Origin of the sequence: Solidesulfovibrio aerotolerans (genome assembly GCF_009856865.1) — a bacterium.
Taxonomy (GTDB): domain Bacteria; phylum Desulfobacterota; class Desulfovibrionia; order Desulfovibrionales; family Desulfovibrionaceae; genus Solidesulfovibrio; species Solidesulfovibrio aerotolerans.
Genome location: NZ_WVUD01000029.1, coordinates 32,549 through 47,628, shown reverse-complemented (window position 1 = coordinate 47,628; position 15,080 = coordinate 32,549). Strand labels below are relative to the sequence as shown.

Annotated in this window: 15 protein-coding genes; 6 read left to right on the top strand and 9 right to left on the bottom strand. The window is 61.3% G+C overall.

The genetic code is table 11. From position 1 onward, the window contains the following. Positions 1 to 83 precede the first annotated feature (83 nt). Together GTA51_RS14510 and GTA51_RS14505 are read left to right on the top strand one after the other, a co-directional pair. Complete coding sequence (locus tag GTA51_RS14510; protein ID WP_160962279.1) at positions 84 to 1,127, top strand: agmatine deiminase family protein; 1,044 nt, start codon at positions 84 to 86, stop codon at positions 1,125 to 1,127. Positions 1,128 to 1,445: 318 nt separating this feature from the next. Further along, positions 1,446 to 1,853 carry a hypothetical protein gene (locus GTA51_RS14505; protein WP_160962277.1) on the top strand — a complete coding sequence of 136 codons (408 nt, stop codon included), beginning with the start codon at positions 1,446 to 1,448 and terminating at the stop codon, positions 1,851 to 1,853. A gap of 466 nt (positions 1,854 to 2,319) precedes the next feature. On the opposite strand, the gene cysQ is transcribed toward GTA51_RS14505, so the two are convergent. Beyond that, complete coding sequence (gene cysQ / locus GTA51_RS14500; protein ID WP_160962275.1) at positions 2,320 to 3,102, bottom strand: 3'(2'),5'-bisphosphate nucleotidase CysQ; 783 nt, start codon at positions 3,100 to 3,102, stop codon at positions 2,320 to 2,322. Between the two features lie 126 nt (positions 3,103 to 3,228). Here cysQ and GTA51_RS14495 point away from each other — a divergent pair, with 126 nt between their 5' ends. Both GTA51_RS14495 and GTA51_RS14490 read left to right on the top strand, forming a co-directional pair. Further along, positions 3,229 to 3,618, top strand: a complete 390-nt coding sequence (locus GTA51_RS14495; RefSeq protein ID WP_160962273.1) for a response regulator — start codon at positions 3,229 to 3,231, stop codon at positions 3,616 to 3,618. A 26-nt stretch (positions 3,619 to 3,644) separates the two neighbouring features. Continuing rightward, positions 3,645 to 4,292 (top strand): response regulator, encoded by a 648-nt coding sequence (locus GTA51_RS14490; RefSeq protein WP_160962271.1) that lies wholly within the window; start codon positions 3,645 to 3,647, stop codon positions 4,290 to 4,292. A 261-nt stretch (positions 4,293 to 4,553) separates the two neighbouring features. Here the strand turns inward: GTA51_RS14490 and GTA51_RS14485 are convergent, their stop codons facing one another. Next, positions 4,554 to 5,432, bottom strand: coding sequence for a hypothetical protein (locus GTA51_RS14485; RefSeq protein ID WP_160962269.1), 879 nt, complete (start codon positions 5,430 to 5,432; stop codon positions 4,554 to 4,556). A gap of 92 nt (positions 5,433 to 5,524) precedes the next feature. Continuing rightward, on the bottom strand, positions 5,525 to 5,722 hold the full coding sequence (locus tag GTA51_RS14480) for a ferredoxin (RefSeq protein ID WP_160962267.1): 198 nt from the start codon (positions 5,720 to 5,722) through the stop codon (positions 5,525 to 5,527). Positions 5,723 to 5,812: 90 nt separating this feature from the next. Between GTA51_RS14480 and GTA51_RS14475 the strand changes: the two genes are divergently transcribed. Continuing rightward, entirely contained in the window at positions 5,813 to 6,244 is a 432-nt protein-coding gene (locus GTA51_RS14475; RefSeq protein ID WP_160962265.1) for a zinc ribbon domain-containing protein, read from the top strand. Between the two features lie 140 nt (positions 6,245 to 6,384). Here the strand turns inward: GTA51_RS14475 and GTA51_RS14470 are convergent, their stop codons facing one another. Both GTA51_RS14470 and GTA51_RS14465 read right to left on the bottom strand, forming a co-directional pair. Beyond that, positions 6,385 to 8,838, bottom strand: a complete 2,454-nt coding sequence (locus GTA51_RS14470; RefSeq protein WP_160962263.1) for a glycogen/starch/alpha-glucan phosphorylase — start codon at positions 8,836 to 8,838, stop codon at positions 6,385 to 6,387. A 323-nt stretch (positions 8,839 to 9,161) separates the two neighbouring features. Further along, positions 9,162 to 9,524: an iron-sulfur cluster assembly scaffold protein gene (locus GTA51_RS14465; RefSeq protein ID WP_160962261.1), complete on the bottom strand. Its 363-nt coding sequence runs from the start codon at positions 9,522 to 9,524 to the stop codon at positions 9,162 to 9,164. Between the two features lie 327 nt (positions 9,525 to 9,851). Here GTA51_RS14465 and GTA51_RS14460 point away from each other — a divergent pair, with 327 nt between their 5' ends. Beyond that, complete coding sequence (locus GTA51_RS14460; protein WP_160962259.1) at positions 9,852 to 11,315, top strand: sigma-54 interaction domain-containing protein; 1,464 nt, start codon at positions 9,852 to 9,854, stop codon at positions 11,313 to 11,315. 180 nt (positions 11,316 to 11,495) lie between these two features. On the opposite strand, the gene rbp is transcribed toward GTA51_RS14460, so the two are convergent. The 4 genes from rbp to hisI form a co-directional block, all read right to left on the bottom strand. Beyond that, complete coding sequence (gene rbp, locus GTA51_RS14455) at positions 11,496 to 11,786, bottom strand: RNA-binding regulator (protein WP_160962257.1); 291 nt, start codon at positions 11,784 to 11,786, stop codon at positions 11,496 to 11,498. 491 nt (positions 11,787 to 12,277) lie between these two features. Beyond that, on the bottom strand, positions 12,278 to 13,378 hold the full coding sequence (locus GTA51_RS14450) for a linear amide C-N hydrolase (RefSeq protein WP_160962255.1): 1,101 nt from the start codon (positions 13,376 to 13,378) through the stop codon (positions 12,278 to 12,280). 270 nt (positions 13,379 to 13,648) lie between these two features. Further along, positions 13,649 to 14,530, bottom strand: a complete 882-nt coding sequence (gene hisG / locus GTA51_RS14445) for an ATP phosphoribosyltransferase (protein WP_160962253.1) — start codon at positions 14,528 to 14,530, stop codon at positions 13,649 to 13,651. After that, positions 14,531 to 15,055 carry a phosphoribosyl-AMP cyclohydrolase gene (gene hisI / locus GTA51_RS14440; RefSeq protein ID WP_281353977.1) on the bottom strand — a complete coding sequence of 175 codons (525 nt, stop codon included), beginning with the start codon at positions 15,053 to 15,055 and terminating at the stop codon, positions 14,531 to 14,533. Positions 15,056 to 15,080 lie beyond the last annotated feature (25 nt).

The following is a 15,080-nucleotide window of genomic DNA, read 5'->3' as shown; positions in this document are numbered from 1 at the left end:
GGGGTCTGGGGGAGGGAACCCCTTTTTTCCAAAAAGGGGTTCCCTCCCCCAGTTCTTCGCCTCTTCTCCCCAAAGGAGTCCATGTGCATACGACCTTACAGTGGCCTGCGGAGTTTGAGGGACATACGGCGGTGTGGTTGGCGTGGCCGGGCAATGCTTCGGACTGGCCGGGCAGGTTTTCGCCCATTGCCTGGGTGTATGGCGAGATGCTGCGCAAGCTGACCGGTGCCGGCGAGCGGGTGCGGCTGTTGGTTCGGGATGGCAAGCAGCGCACGGCGGCCGGGCGGGTTTTACGGGCTGTTGGCGCGGATATGGGGCTGGTCGAGTGGTTTACGGCCCCCATGGATCGGGGTTGGACCCGGGATTTCATGCCGTTTTTCGTGCGTCGGGCCGGGAAGGTTGTGGCGGTGGATTTCGGTTTCACGGGCTGGGCCAAGTACCCGGATCATTTACTGGACGACGCGGTGGGGCCGGCGGTGTGCCGGGAGCTGGGGATGGAAGTTGTTTCGGCGCAGTATCAGGGCCGGCGGGTGGTTTTGGAAGGCGGCGGCATGGACGGCAACGGCCGGGGCGATGTGCTGACCACCGAGGAGTGCCTGCTTGATCCCGCAGTGCAGGTGCGCAACCCCGGCTTTGGCCGGGCAGACTATGAAGCCGTCTTTGCGGAGTATCTTGGCGCGCGCAACGTCATTTGGCTGGGCAAGGGCATCGCCGGCGACGACACCCACGGCCATGTGGACGATTTGTGCCGGTTTGTTTCGCCGGACACGGTGGTGTTGTGCCGCGAGGACGATCCGGCCGACGCCAATTATGCGCTGTTGGCCGAGAACCGCGAGCGCTTGCAGGGGGTGCGCTTGGCCGATGGCGGGGCGTTGCAGGTCATTGATCTGCCCATGCCCCGGGCGGTGGTCTTTAAGGGCCAGCGGCTGCCGGCCAGCTATGCCAATTTTCTCATTGGCGACCGGGTGGTGCTGGTGCCGACCTTTAACGACGCCCGTGACCGACTGGCGCTCGGCATCCTGGCCGAGGCATTCCCGGGCCGCGAGGTGGTGGGCATTTCCGCCGTGGATCTGGTCTGGGGCCTGGGGACCATCCACTGCCTGACCCACGAGGAGCCGGCGGGCTGACACGGCGAGGGCCGTTCGCGCCAAGTGCAGTGTCAGGCCGCCAGCCTTGTGGCGGGACGCCCAGCCAGCCCAGTGCGTCCGAGCGTCCCGCCGCTGTCGGGAGCTGTTGCCTGGCAATTGGCGATGCAATTGAAGCAATTTTTTCAAGCAACCTGACCTGTGTGTTGACGCACATACATGCCAAGCGTATTTAACGGAGAAATCAGATAGTTTGTTGCCCAACTCCGTTTTTACTCAAAATGTTGTCGTGAGGCAGAAACCGTGAAAAGTGCTTCAGTGATAAAATATTTCGTCATACAAATAGTTTTGGTTGGTATCATGAGCCTGTCATTGCCGCTGCAGGCGATGGCGATAGAGCGCATGGCCCTGACAAATACGGCACAATATTCTATTCTATCATCTGTTTTGTCATTTTACAGGGGAGCCTATTCGGAGTCAGGCCCTGAGATAAAAATTTTTGGTGTCGGCGGCGGTGACCCGGCGATGAATGGTGTGTTTGTCTACGTTTCCATAGAGTATAATTCTGAAGCTTTTGTCTGGGAAACGGGTCTTAATGTTCATGCTATTCAAAAAATCAGTTTTGCTCCAGACAATATAATATTGGTTGATGTGAAAGAAGATTTTATGAGCAAGGAATCAGCTATATCCAGCCGTAAGCAAACATACCAAATCAAGTTTTATATTGACAAAGATACCCTGCAAAAGAAAGTGACGCTTGAAAAGTAAAAGTGATGAGAGACGGCAGGCAGTGTTTATTCTAAACGCTTGAGCCTAAAAACCCTTGGAAGACTTCTCCCGGTAAAAGCGGCAGGGGGGATTATCCCCACCGGCTGTCGGAACAACGGTAGTTCCCGCCAAGCTTGCCGCGCGGCAATGCCCGTCTGACGCAAGCGGCTTTCCCACCCCACCCCACCGTCGCGGCACCGCCGTTCCCCTTTAACCCCTTGCCTTTCAGGTGGGATTCCAAAGGGCTGTCACACCCTTTGGCCGCCAAGGCCTCTTCTTCTTTCTCCTGCCTGACCCACGAGGAGCCGGCGACTGTGTCATGTGCTGCCAAACACCCACGTCGGCTGTCCCGATCCCCAGCCGACCGGTCCACCCATACCCCCTTGAAAAACTTTTCCCGTCGGGGGGTCCGGGGGGATCATCCCCCCGGCCGCCGGAGGCCTCTTCCTCTTATTTCTCTTCCTCCTCACAAGCGCGGGTCGTCGGGGGGCAGGCTGTGGGCGATGAAGGGGCCGTTGAGGAGATTGGGCTTATTGTAGACGAAAGGCGAGCCATCCAGGGCGGTCATGGCCCCGCCGGCCCCCAGCACGAGGGCGTGGCCGGCGGCGGTATCCCATTCCGAGGTCGGTCCCAGGCGCGGGTAGAGGTGGCAGGCACCTTCGGCCAGGGCGCAGAATTTGAGCGCGCTGCCCCGGCTGATGGAGCGCACGCCGGGAAACCGGGCCAGATAGGCGGCCAGTCCTGGCGAGGGATGGGAGCGGCTGGCCACGGCGATCAGCGGCTCGTCCGGGGCCGGGCGGCGGGCGCGCAGGGGTTCGGGCGGCCCTCCGGCGGTCTGGCGGATCGACGGGAAGTCCGGCCCGCCGGCGTAGACGCAGTCGGCCACCGGGGCGTGGATGACGCCAAAGACGGGCCGGCCGTGTTCGATAAGGGCGATGTTGACGCAGAATTCGCCGTTTTTGTGGATAAATTCTTTGGTGCCGTCCAGGGGATCGACCACGAAGCACCGGGTGTAGCGCTGGCGGGTTTCGTAGGGGGCATTGGCTGTTTCTTCGCAGATAACCGGTACAGTGGGGAAAAGCTGGGCCAGTCCGGCCATGATGATGTCGCTGGCCCGGGTGTCGGCGGTGGTCAGCGGCGACTGATCGGCTTTGGTTTCAACGGTAAAGCCGTCGTGGTAGCATTCGAGGATGGCGTGTCCGGCCAGTCGGGCCAGTCCCATCAGGGCGTTGCGGTCAAGGGCGTGCATTTTTTTCTCCCGGCAGCAGTGACTATTGCGTCTGGGCGGTGATTTGTCAAAAGGGATGCTGTTGCTTTTCCCCCGGCGCGCAGCTATGGAATACAGGCTTTTCCAAGTCCGATCGGAGGGATGTTTGTGAGCGAATCCGTGCGGGTACTGCTGGTGGATGATGAAGAGAGTTATGTGGAAACGTTGCGCAAGCGCTTGATGCGCCGGGGGCTGGTGGTTTCCATGGCCAACAGCGGGGAGCAGGCGTTGGAGTCGCTGGCGGAAAATCCTGTGGATGTCGTGCTTTTGGACGTCAAGATGCCCGGCATGGACGGCATGGAGACGCTGACGCGCATCAAGGCGGCCCACCCCCGGGTGGAGGTCATCATGCTCACCGGCCATGCCAATGTCGATGTGGCCATCCGGGGCATGGAGCAGGGGGCCTTTGACTACCTCATGAAGCCGGCGGAGATGGACGACCTGTATTACAAGATCCAGGACGCCCACAAAAAGATATTGCTGGCCGACAACGGCTGAACGCGTCGGCGCTGCAAAGGGTGGACATGGTGGACACGGCCCGCAAGCCACGCTCCGTGCTCATTGTCGAAGACGATGTGCTTTCGGCCCGGGTGGCGGAAAAGATCCTGGGACGCCTGGGCTATACCGTGCGCGGCATCGTCGATACGGGTGAGGCGGCTCTCGATGCGGCCCGCGCCCTGGCCCCGGATATGGTGCTCATGGACATCAATCTGGCCGGCCCCATGGACGGCGTGACAGCGGCCAAGGGCATCATCGACGCGCTCGGCGTGCCGGTGATCTTTTTAACGGCCACCGTGGACCGCGACATCATGGACCGGGTGGCTGGCACGGGTGCGGCCGGCTACATTCAAAAGCCCGTCAAATTGCTGGATCTCAAGGCCAATCTGGAAATGGCCCTGACCCGGCGCAGCCGGCAGCAGATTTGCGCCACCGACGCGGCCGTGGTGTTGTACAAGTCCATCCTGTCGGCCGTGCTGGCCGCCTGCGACCGGCCTCTGGCCGTGACCGACGCCCAGGGCCGGGTGCTGTTGGCCCATCCCGACGAGCATCTGGCCGGCATGCCCTTTGCTGAAGCCTTCCCCAACGAACCGGCCGTGCCGCAGGCGGCGGATGTGCCGCTTGTTGCTGCCGTCGGCAGCGAACCACTGGGCTGGTTGCGGCTTTTGGCCTAGTGTCGCGTTGGGCTCTTGCTGTTCTGGTTTGCCTGGCATCAACACACCAAATTTATTGTTTTTATTTGCAAAAAGCATAAGTGCTTTTTGTGAACGCCGCACTCGGGAGTGTGGCGCACCGCGCGCGCTTTCGAGTCGGATCACCCGGATTGCCGGCGGCTTGCCTGTCAGGCAGCCGGTTTTGCGCGAAAAGCCTCGCCAGTCCTTCCAGGGGCTGGCGAGGCTTTTGTGGTTGGTGCGTCTGCAAAGCGCACGACCACTCTACCAGCCCTCGGCCACGGCCAGACCGGTGGCCGGCGGTTGTGGGCGGGCTGGCCGGTCGGCCAGCCGGGCCGTATGGGCGGCGTGGCGTTCGATATTGGCAGCGAAATACACGGACACCTGCAAGCTGTTGCCGGTGCGGGTCAGGGTGACCAGCCCGTTGTCCCTGGCCCAGGCCGAGCCGTCGCGGCCCATGGGCGAGGCCGGCCCGAAGCGTTCGCCCAGGTGTTGGGCCAGACTGGCGGCATAGCCTTCGGCGTTGTTGGAAAAGCGCATATTGAGCGTTAAGAGGCCGCCGCCGACTTCGGAAAAGACAGCCACGCCCGACAGGGGGTCGATGGCCTTGGGGGCTTCCTTGTTGGCCAGACGGGTAAAGGCGTAGGTGGCCAACTGGCCCGGCAGCACCTGGGCCACGGCGCAGCAATCCCGGCCCAGGGCGCGGATGTAGGCGGCCACGGCTTCACGATCCCCGGCCGGGGCGGTCAGGGGATAGGCGAAGTTGCAGGACTGGCCCTGGCCGCGCGTGGTTCGAAACCGTTTTCCGGCCAGCTTGTCGGCCAGGGATTGGGGCGTTTCCTGATCCGAGATGTCGTAGAAGGAAAAGCCGGTTGGCGTGTCGGTGGCGGCGGCGAACCGGGCCATATGGCTGACCGGCGCGCGCAGGGCGTAGCCGGGCTGGGCCGGGGCCGGGACGTCCTTTGCTATGACGGCCTTGGCCGCCTCGGACAGGCGGGGCGGCTGTTTTTGCAACTGCTCGTAGCAAAACGCCCCGGCGGTCAGGGCAAATGCCAGCACGGTGATGCCTGTTGCCAACAGGTATTTGAGTAATCCCAGCCGATCAAGGGCTTCGATGACGGCCAATCGCGTCCGTTGTGCCATGGCGGCCTCCCCGGGCAGCGCGCCTGCGCCGCCTCCCTGTGCCTATCGGACGACGGCGCAAAGGCATTAGGGCGATGCGGTCCGGCTGGTGTTCAGCCGGTTTCGATGCAGTCGTGGGGGCAAAAGGCCATGACCCGTTCAACGGCGTCGAGCGGAGCTTCTGACAGCAAAAGGACGGGCTTTTCGCTGACCTCGTCCATGGCGAAAAGGTCCGGGGCCATGGCAGCGCACGCGCCGCAACCGTTGCAGCACACGGGATTGACGGAATAGCCGGTCAGGATCATCTCCATGCGCGTTCCTTTGTTTTAGTGGCGGGATGCCTGGTTTCCATTTATGATCGCCTGCGATGTTGTCAACAAATGAGACTGGCAGGCGCGGCCATGCGCTGCAATAAATGCGGCGGGGACAACCCCGATGACCGGCTTGTCTGCGGGTTGTGCGGCCACAAGCTTCAGTCCGGCCGTGGCAGCGGCGACGAGGCCGGGGAGACCGGCGAGGCCGGTCGGGCCTTGGCCCGGCCAACGGACGCAGCATCGGACCGGGAGGCGGGTGCCGCACCGCGCCAGACCGGGGACGGCGCGTCGCGCCCGGAAATCGCGCCCCAGGACGAAGCCTCGCGTCTGGCCTCCCCTCTGCTCGACTTCCAGGGCTGGAAAAGCCCCCTGCGCGGTCTTGGCCCCTATCTTGAAGCCTGCCTCTATGCCGGCGCGCTGGCCGTGGCCGTGGGCGTGTGCCTGTGGCTCGGCATCCTGTGGCCGCTTTATCCGTTGATGGCGATCCTTGGGATCGTAGCCTGGCTGCGCCGGCTGTAGCTGCTTTCGCCTGGCGCTGCCGCGTCCTGTCGATGGTATCGCACGACCTATCGTCAACGCGCGCGTTGCCGCAAGGACTGCCGCGCGCGTTTTTCCGGCCGCCGCCGCCGGGTCGGGTCCAGACAGACCCCCCGCCTCCCCTATTCCCCGAGCGGTTCGATATCCCAGATATTCTGGGCGTATTCCAGCACCGCCCGGTCGCTGGAGAAATAGCCCATGGCAGCGGTGTTGCGGATCGAAGCCGCTGTCCAGGCTTCGGGATCGAGGTAGAGGGCATTGACCGCGTCCTGGGCCTCGATGCAGGCCCGGTAGTCGGCCGTGACCAGATAGTAGTCGCCGTTGTGGCGCAGATTATCGAGAATCGGTCGGAAAAGATCTGGTTCGTCGGGGGTGAAAAAGCCCCGGCCGATCATGTCCAAGGCCTCGGCCAGTTCGGCGTCGGCTTCGATGCGGGGAATGGGATTGTAGCCGGCCGCCCGGGTCGCTTCCACCTCCGGGGCGGTCAGGCCAAAAATAAAGATGTTTTCCCGCCCGACCGCTTCCATGATCTCCACATTGGCCCCATCCAGCGTGCCTATGGTCAGCGCGCCGTTTAAGGCGAACTTCATATTGCCCGTGCCCGAGGCTTCCATGCCGGCCGTGGAAATCTGCTGGGACAGGTCGGCGGCCGGAATGACTTTTTCGGCCTGGGACACGCAGTAGTTGGGCAAAAAGACCACCCGCAGCCGGCTGCGGAGGGCGTCGTCGGCGTTGACTGTCGCGGCCACGGCGGTAATCAGCCGGATGATGCGCTTGGCCATGAAATAGCCGGGCGCGGCCTTGCCGCCGATGAGCACCGTGCGCGGTGGCACGGCCAGATCGGGGTTTTGGCGCAGGCGGTTATACAGCGTCACAATGTGCAACACGTTTAAAAACTGGCGCTTGTATTCGTGCATCCGCTTGACCTGGACATCAAAGAGCGTGTCCGGGTTTATGCCGATGCCGGATTTGCGCAGGACATAGCGGGCCAGCCGTTTTTTGTTTTCGCGTTTGGCCGTGCGCCAGGCCGACCGGAAGGCGGCATCGTCGGCCAGGGGCAGCAGCTCGCGCAGCCGGTCAAGGTCGGTCACCCAATCCGGGCCGATGTGCTCGGTAATCAACCGGGACAGGGTCGGATTGGCCTGATTCAGCCAGCGCCGGGGCGTTATGCCGTTGGTGACGTTGGTGAATTTGCCGGGATAAAAGGCGTCGAAATCCGGGAACACCTTGTGGCGCAGAATGTCGGAGTGCAGCTTGGCCACGCCGTTGACCTTGTGGCTGCCGACAATGGCCAGATGGGCCATGCGCACCCGGCAGGAGTTGCGGTCGATGATGGCCATGCGCTCAAGCTTGCCGGCGTCGCCGGGATGGCGCAGGGCCACCTCGGCCAGAAAACGGCGGTCGATTTCGGCGATAAGCTCCAAATGCCGGGGCAGCACCCGGCCCAGCAGATCCGCCGGCCAGGTTTCCAGGGCTTCGGGCAGCACGGTGTGGTTGGTATAGGCAAAGGTGCGGCGGCAGATGTCCCAGGCCTCGTCCCAGCCGAGCATCTCCTCGTCCAAAAGGATGCGCATGAGTTCGGCCACGGCAATGGTGGGGTGGGTGTCGTTGAGCTGGATGGCCACCTGATCGGAAAAGCCTTCAAAGGTGGAGCCGGTTTTTTTGTGGCGGCGGATGATGTCGCGCAGGGTGGCGGCCACCAGGAAGTATTGCTGCTTAAGGCGCAATTCCTTGCCCTGGATGGGCTCGTCGTTGGGATAGAGCACCTTGGAGATGTTTTCCGATAAAATCTTGGACTGCATGGCCCCCAGGAAATCGCCCTGGTTAAAATCGCGCAGCGAAAAGCCCGTGGACGAGGCCGCGGTCCACAACCGCATGTTGGTGACGTGCCGGCCGCCGTGGGCCGGTATGAGGATGTCGCAGGGCATGGCCACCACCGAATCCGTGTCCACCCAGCGGTAGCGCTGGGTGCCCTTGGCGTCGGTATAGGCTTCGCTGCGGCCGTGGAAGCGTACCTCGTAGTGGTGTTCCACCCGGTCGATGACCCAGGCGCTGCCGTGGCGCCGCCAGTTGTCCGCCTGCTCTTCCTGCCAGCCGTCCACGATCTTTTGGTGGAACAGCCCGTAATCGTAGAGAATGCCATAGCCGTAGCCCGGGATGCGCAGGGTGGCGATGGAGTCCATGTAGCATGAGGCCAGCCGCCCCAGGCCCCCGTTGCCAAGGCCCGCGTCGCGCTCTTCCTCGGCCAGATCGTCCAGGGAATAGCCCAGCTTCGTGGCCGCCTCGCGGCAGCCTTCCTCCATGCCCATGTTGGTGACGTAGTTCATGAGGAAGCGGCCGGGCAGAAATTCCATGGACAGATAATAGACCCGCTTGGACATGGAGTCGTAATACGAGGTCTGGGTGGCCAGCCACATCTTGATCAGCCGGTCGCGTATGGAATAGGCCAGCCCGCTGTAATAGCGAAAAGGATCAGGCGGATAGAGGTCATTGCCGAGGTTGGAAAGGATGTGACGCCGGATGTCCTCGCCAAGGGCGGCGATGTCATGGAAATCCTCGACGCTGGGCTGGCGCATGGCTGTGTCTCCCGAGGCGGTGGTTGCAGGGCGCATTAGACGGGTTAGACGACTCTTTATGGTCTAAGGAAAGGGCGGCGGGTTGTCAAAGCGTTGTGGCGGCGGGCTGGGGCGACGGGCGTGTCGTCCAACAGGCAGGCAAGCGTGATACAGATGCCGTGAGGCGCACGTTGCCCGCGCTCTGGCGAACGCGAGGCGGGCTGGCGCCGGCACGCCGGGGACCGGGCGCAACAAAGGCCGGGAACCGTTGCGGCGGACGGTTCCCGGCCTGTTCCGGACACCCGCGTGGGACGGGTTGGGTCCGAGGGTGGGAAGCGGGGTGCCTAGGCCGCTGCCCGGAGGCGATAGTTGCGCAGAGCGATGCGCAAGGCCGCCACACACCAGTTATCGCAACCAAGCTTCTCGATGACGCGGGTCATGAGCGGCTGGAAATCTTCGCTGGACACGGCCTGGGCGTCCATGATGTTCATGCCCTTGACGGTGGCAATGAGCGCGGCCATGCATTCGCGGCTGTAGCCGCAGCTTTCGACCGTTCCGCCGGCATCGACGATGATGTCGTTTTCAATGAGCAGCTGCATCTTGACCGAGCGGCCGCAGGCGGAACATTCGCTGGTGCCTTCGATGGTGTAGTTTTCAAGGGGCTTCACAGTCAAACGGGTCTTGGTGGTGGTGGCGGTAGCGGTCATGGCGGTCTCCTTTATAAATGCCGTGCAGTGTGTTTCCTGCGTCTCGTGCGTTCTTGCTTTTCTATTAAGCAATCAACATGCCAAGTTTGCAACATACTGATTTTATTGACTCACAAAAATAAACGTCCGATGAATGCTTCAAAAAGACGAGCGATGTTGCAAATTGGCAGCAGGCAATTTGGCCGGTTTTGGCCCTTGACGTGTAAAAACAGATGGTTGGCAGATTTGCAACATGTTGCGCTTTTGCCACTGGTTGCGCTATTGCAGCAGGGTAACTGCCCGAGCTTGGGAAAAGTGTGACAATACTGCCGCCAAAAGGGGGCCTGCTTGAGAAAAAAGGTACAAATACCCCTCGATCCCGTGGCCGCCCACCTCGATGCCATCCTCGACAGCATCGAAGACGGCGTGTTTATCGCCGACCGCGACGGCTATGCCTTAAAGGCCAATGCCGCCTATGAGCAGTTAACCGGCATCAGCAAGGCCGAGCTGATCGGCAAGAACGTCGAAGAGCTTCAAAAAGCCGGCCTTTTCAATATCGCCCCCATCACTCCCGAGATCGTGGCCACGGGCCAGCCGGCGTCCTCCATCCAGGTCACCCGCAACAACCGCTCCATGACCATCGACGGCAAGCCCATCCGCGACCCGGACGGCACGGTGAGCCTGGTCGTGCTCTACGCCCGCGACATTACGCTTATGGCCCGCATGCGCGAGCGCATCTCCCGCCAGCAGGAGCTGATCGAAACCTATCAGCATCAAATGGATTTTTTCATCCGCGAGGGTGGGGGCATCACCAGCTTCATTGCCGAGAATTCGGCCATGAAGCGGCTTATGGACCTCTTGCGCCGCATTGCCGCCACCGACGCCGTGGCCTTGGTGTTGGGCGAGACGGGCGTTGGCAAGGAATTGTTCGCCCGCATGATCCACGAGGCCAGCCCCAGGCGCGAGAAGCCCTTCGTCAAGGTGGACTGCGCGTCCATCCCGGAAAATCTCATTGAATCCGAACTGTTCGGCTACGCCCCCGGAGCCTTTACCGGGGCGCATCCCAAGGGGCGGGTGGGATTTTTTGAGATGGCCGACGGGGGCACCATTTTTCTTGACGAGATCGGCGATATGCCGCTGCTGCTGCAATCCAAGCTCCTGCGGGTGCTCCAGGACCGGGAGTTGACCCCGGTCGGGTCGAGCCGGTCGCGAAAGACCAATGTGCGGGTCATTGCCGCCACCAACCGCAATCTGGAAGCCGAGGCCAAGGTGGGATCGTTTCGCAGCGATCTGTTTTTCCGGCTGCGGGTGGCGGTGCTGGAGATTCCGCCCCTGCGCGACCGGCCCGACGACATTTTGCCCCTGGCCCGGATGTTTTTGCAGCGCTTTGGCGCGCGCTACCGCAAGCGCACCACGTTGACCCTGGAATCCGAGCGCATCCTGGCCCACTACAACTGGCCGGGCAACGTGCGCGAGCTGGAAAATCTCATCGAGGGGTTGGTGATCACGTGCGATAACGGGAGCATCGAATCCGACGATCTGCCCACGGTCATGCGGGTGACGGAGTGTGTGCTGGCTGTTGGCGCGGCGGCGGTTGCGGCGGCGCCGCCCCAGCCGGGGGCGGCCGGGCCGGAACTGGCGCTTGCGGAGGCGGACTGGGAGCGGCCGTATAAGGATGTGGTTTCGAGCTTTGAGCGGGAGTATCTGGAGCGGGCCATCGCGCATTTCGGTTCGGTTGGCGAGGCGGCCAAGCGGCTTGGGCTGGATCGCACGACGATTTTTCGAAAGCTCAAGCGCGCCGGCGGCGAGTAGGGGGCGGAACCGGCGCGTACCCCCTGGCTGGGCAGCCGGCGCACACTGTCGCCTGGTGGATGTGGCCCAGGCCGGTCGGCCCATTCGCCAGAATGCGGGGCGGGCGCACCACGCAAAAAAAGGGCCGGGAACAAGTCCCGGCCCTTCATTACTTACGGAATGCGAGGCAGGCTTTTGGGCCTACCAGCGGCTGCCGCCGCCACGGTTGCTGCCGCCGCCGGAGCGGGGCTTGTCTTCGGCTTCGTTGACCTTCAGGTTACGACCGCCGAAGTCCTTGCCGTCCATGCCCTGGATGGCAGCGCGAGCGCCTTCTTCGTCCATCTCGACGAAACCGAAGCCGCGCAGACGGCCGGTTTCACGATCGGTGATCAGGTTGACGCTGATGACTTCGCCGTAGGTGGCGAACTGGGTACGGATGTCGTCTTCGGTGGAATTAAACGAAAGATTGCCGACATAGAGTTTCTTGGACATGGGTTGCTCCTGTTTTTAGCACTTATTTTCGCATCAATTGGAGCTGCACATCAGAAAAGCCCAAGATCCAAAAAATCCATGCTCGTTGAAAAGACTGAACGAGGGAGAGATACGCCCCTGACGAGAAATGTAAAGGGGCTGGCGCTGTAATATTTTTAAAAAGGGTGTTATTTACGCTCCGGCTTTTGGGGCGCGGCTGAAACTTTGGCAGTAAATGGCGCTCTGAAAAAAATAAAGAGGCATCAACTCCGGCTTGTTACGGGTTGTCATGGGTGTTGCGACAGCGTGCGGCGGCGCAGGCCGGGTGCGCGGGGGTCAGGCGGCGCAGACCGGGTGTGGGCAGGGAGAGGAAGGCGGGCCGGGCAAGCGCCAAGGCGGTGTTCGGGACAGCGCGCCACGACCGAACGGCGGCGAAACGACCAAGGCTTGCCTGGGCTGGACACGCCCCAGACGACAGACCCAGCGTCTCGCCGCCGGCGCGACGACAAAGCCTATTGCAGCGGCTTGGCCTGGCTCGTCACGTCAGGATAATCCACCGGGATGAATACCGGGACGGTGCTGATACCCTTGGCCGCGGCAAAGGCTTTGGCCAGATCAACATAGCGCCAGTTCTTGTTGTCCATGCTGCGGAAATAATAACGCAATTTGGCGGTGTCGGCCACAACCGACCAGATGGTCTTATCATAGGCCGCTTGCTTGCCCTCAAAGCCGCGCACGGCACCGATGGGAATGTCCACGTTGTCCAAAATGGTGATGGCCTGATTAAGCCCCTGGTCGGCACCCTTGGCCGGCAGAGCAGCCTGGGACAGCGTCACCATGCGCACAAAACGGCTGGGCGGGCTGTAGTCGCCCGGCAGGCCGTAGAGGCCCGAACCCTGGCCGAAAGTCTTAAGCGTTAACCCCTTGAGTTCTTTTTCCGGCGTGTTCATGACCGAAAGATTGATGTAATTGTCAAGGTTGGTGAGCATCCAGTCAAAGGTGGGGGAATTGGTCATGACGCCCAGGGGATTGTCGTAGAGCGTCACCTTGCCGGCCGTGAACTCAATAACGACGCAGTCGCCCGACGGATCATGCACCACATAATGCAACGGCAGCGGCCCGGCCGTGTCCACCGGACCCTGGCAGACGCGCACCTCGCGATACGCCTTGCGCACCTCGGCAACGCTGGCGAAATTGGAGAGCAGCCACGTCCCGTATTCAAACTGGGCCAGGGTTATATCGGCCTTGGCGCTGTCAAAGGTTTCGTAGGCGGCATAGCCCGGCAGAAACAACTCGCCAACCACCAGCCCCTTTTCGTTCATGCCGTCAGAAGCCAGGGGCAGGCCAAAATCGAACATGCCGACAAAGGCGTATTTGGTCTTCCATTTAAGGCCCTTGGAAGTTCCATCCGGCAACGTGCCCTGATAGGCCGTGTCCTTGGGCACAACACCCAAGACCGTCTGCAACGTCCACTCGCCTTCCATGGTGCGGGCATAAAAGACCATGCCGTCCGTCGTTTTGATCCGAACACTGGTGCAGGCCAGACCGGCCGACCACGACAACGCGAGCACACACAAAAGCGTTGCGAGGATAGAGAAAATTCGGTTGGGCATTGAAGGCTCCTTGAGATTTTTCGTACCGCAAAAAGCGTGGATGGTCATTGTCGTATTGTCTTTTTCAATTTTCGTATCAGAATCTTGGCTGAAATTGTACTTTTTTGCGGCGTCTCCATTTATTTCCTCTTTGGACCAAACCCAGGAGCCACGGCCAATTCCAGAGAACAGAGGATTTAAATGCGTCTGGCACACGACTGCAACAAACGCAAAACGGCCGCAGACTTCTGCCTGCGGCCGTTTTGCTATTCGCTGTTCTTTGCGTCGAAACTAGATAACTTTATTGAGCGCGTACTCAATGATGCCCTCGGCACCCAGGTCATGGAGCTGGGGGATCAGATCGCGCACGGAACTTTCGGCCACAACGATTTCCACCGACAGCCAAGTCTTGTTGTAAAGCCCAGCCACAGTGGGGGCGGTCAGGCTCGGCAGCAGGGCCATGATGGCCGGCATCTTCTCTTCGGGCACGTTCATCTTCAGGCCCACAAGCCCTTCGGCCCGCAGCGCGCCCTGCAACATCATATTCAAAATCTCGATCTTGCGGCGCTTGAACGGAACTTCCCAGGCCTTTTTGTTGGCGATAAGCTGGGTGTTGGTCGAAAGCAGATCGGAGATGATGCGCAGGCCATGGGCCTTTATGGTCGTGCCGGTCTCGGTCACTTCCACGATGGCGTCGGCCAGACCTTCGACCACCTTGGCTTCGGTGGCACCCCAGGAGAATTCCACGTCCACGGGGATGCCCGCGCCGGCGAAATACTGCTTGGTGAAATTGACCAGCTCGGTGGCGATCTTTTTGCCGGCCAGATCCTCGGGGCGCTTGTAGGGCGAATCGGCGGCCACGGCCAGCACCCAGCGCGCCGGACGGTTGCTCACCTTGGAATAGACCAGATCATCGACGACGACGACATCGGACTCGTTTTCCAGAATCCAGTCCTTGCCGGTCAGGCCGCAATCCAGGGTGCCGGATTCGACGTAGCGCGACATTTCCTGGGCGCGGCACATGGAGCAGGTGATTTCCGGGTCGTTTATCTCGGGGAAATAATTGCGATGGTGCATCCGGATTTTCCAGCCGGATTTCTCGAACAAAGCCATGGTGGCGTCCTGCAGGGAGCCTTTGGGGATGCCAAGTTTGAGCATGTTGTCGCTGGCCATTTATTTATAGACCTCCTTGGGATCGAAAACTTTGGCGGAACAGGTGCGTTCGCCGTCGTTGGTGATTTCCGTAAAAAAGCAGGACTTGTAGCCTTCGTGGCAGGCTGCGCCGCCGATCTGCTCGACGAGCACCAATATGGTGTCGGCGTCGCAGTCCAAGCGGATGGAGGTCACCTTTTGGACATGGCCGGAGGTGCCGCCCTTATGCCAGATTTTTTGGCGGCTGCGGCTGTAGTAATGGACTTCGCCGCTGGCCAGGGTTTTGTCGTAGGCTTCTTCGTTCATGTAGGCGAGCATGAGCACTTCGCCGCTGCACGCTTCCTGGGCGATGGCGGGGACTAAGCCGCCGCATTTCGCAAAATCGGGTCGTTTCATCGAAATCTTCCTTCCATCTCTTTGCTGCTGGATCTCCAGCTTAAGCCCACGAGAGCGCCTCGCCGGTGCATGAAAAAGGAGCGTTAGCTTATCCAAACGACAAACAAGTGACAAGCTCTCTGTCGTCGTCCCTTTTTGGCCTGGCGGCATCGGACGGGTGGGGCGAAACCGGGCA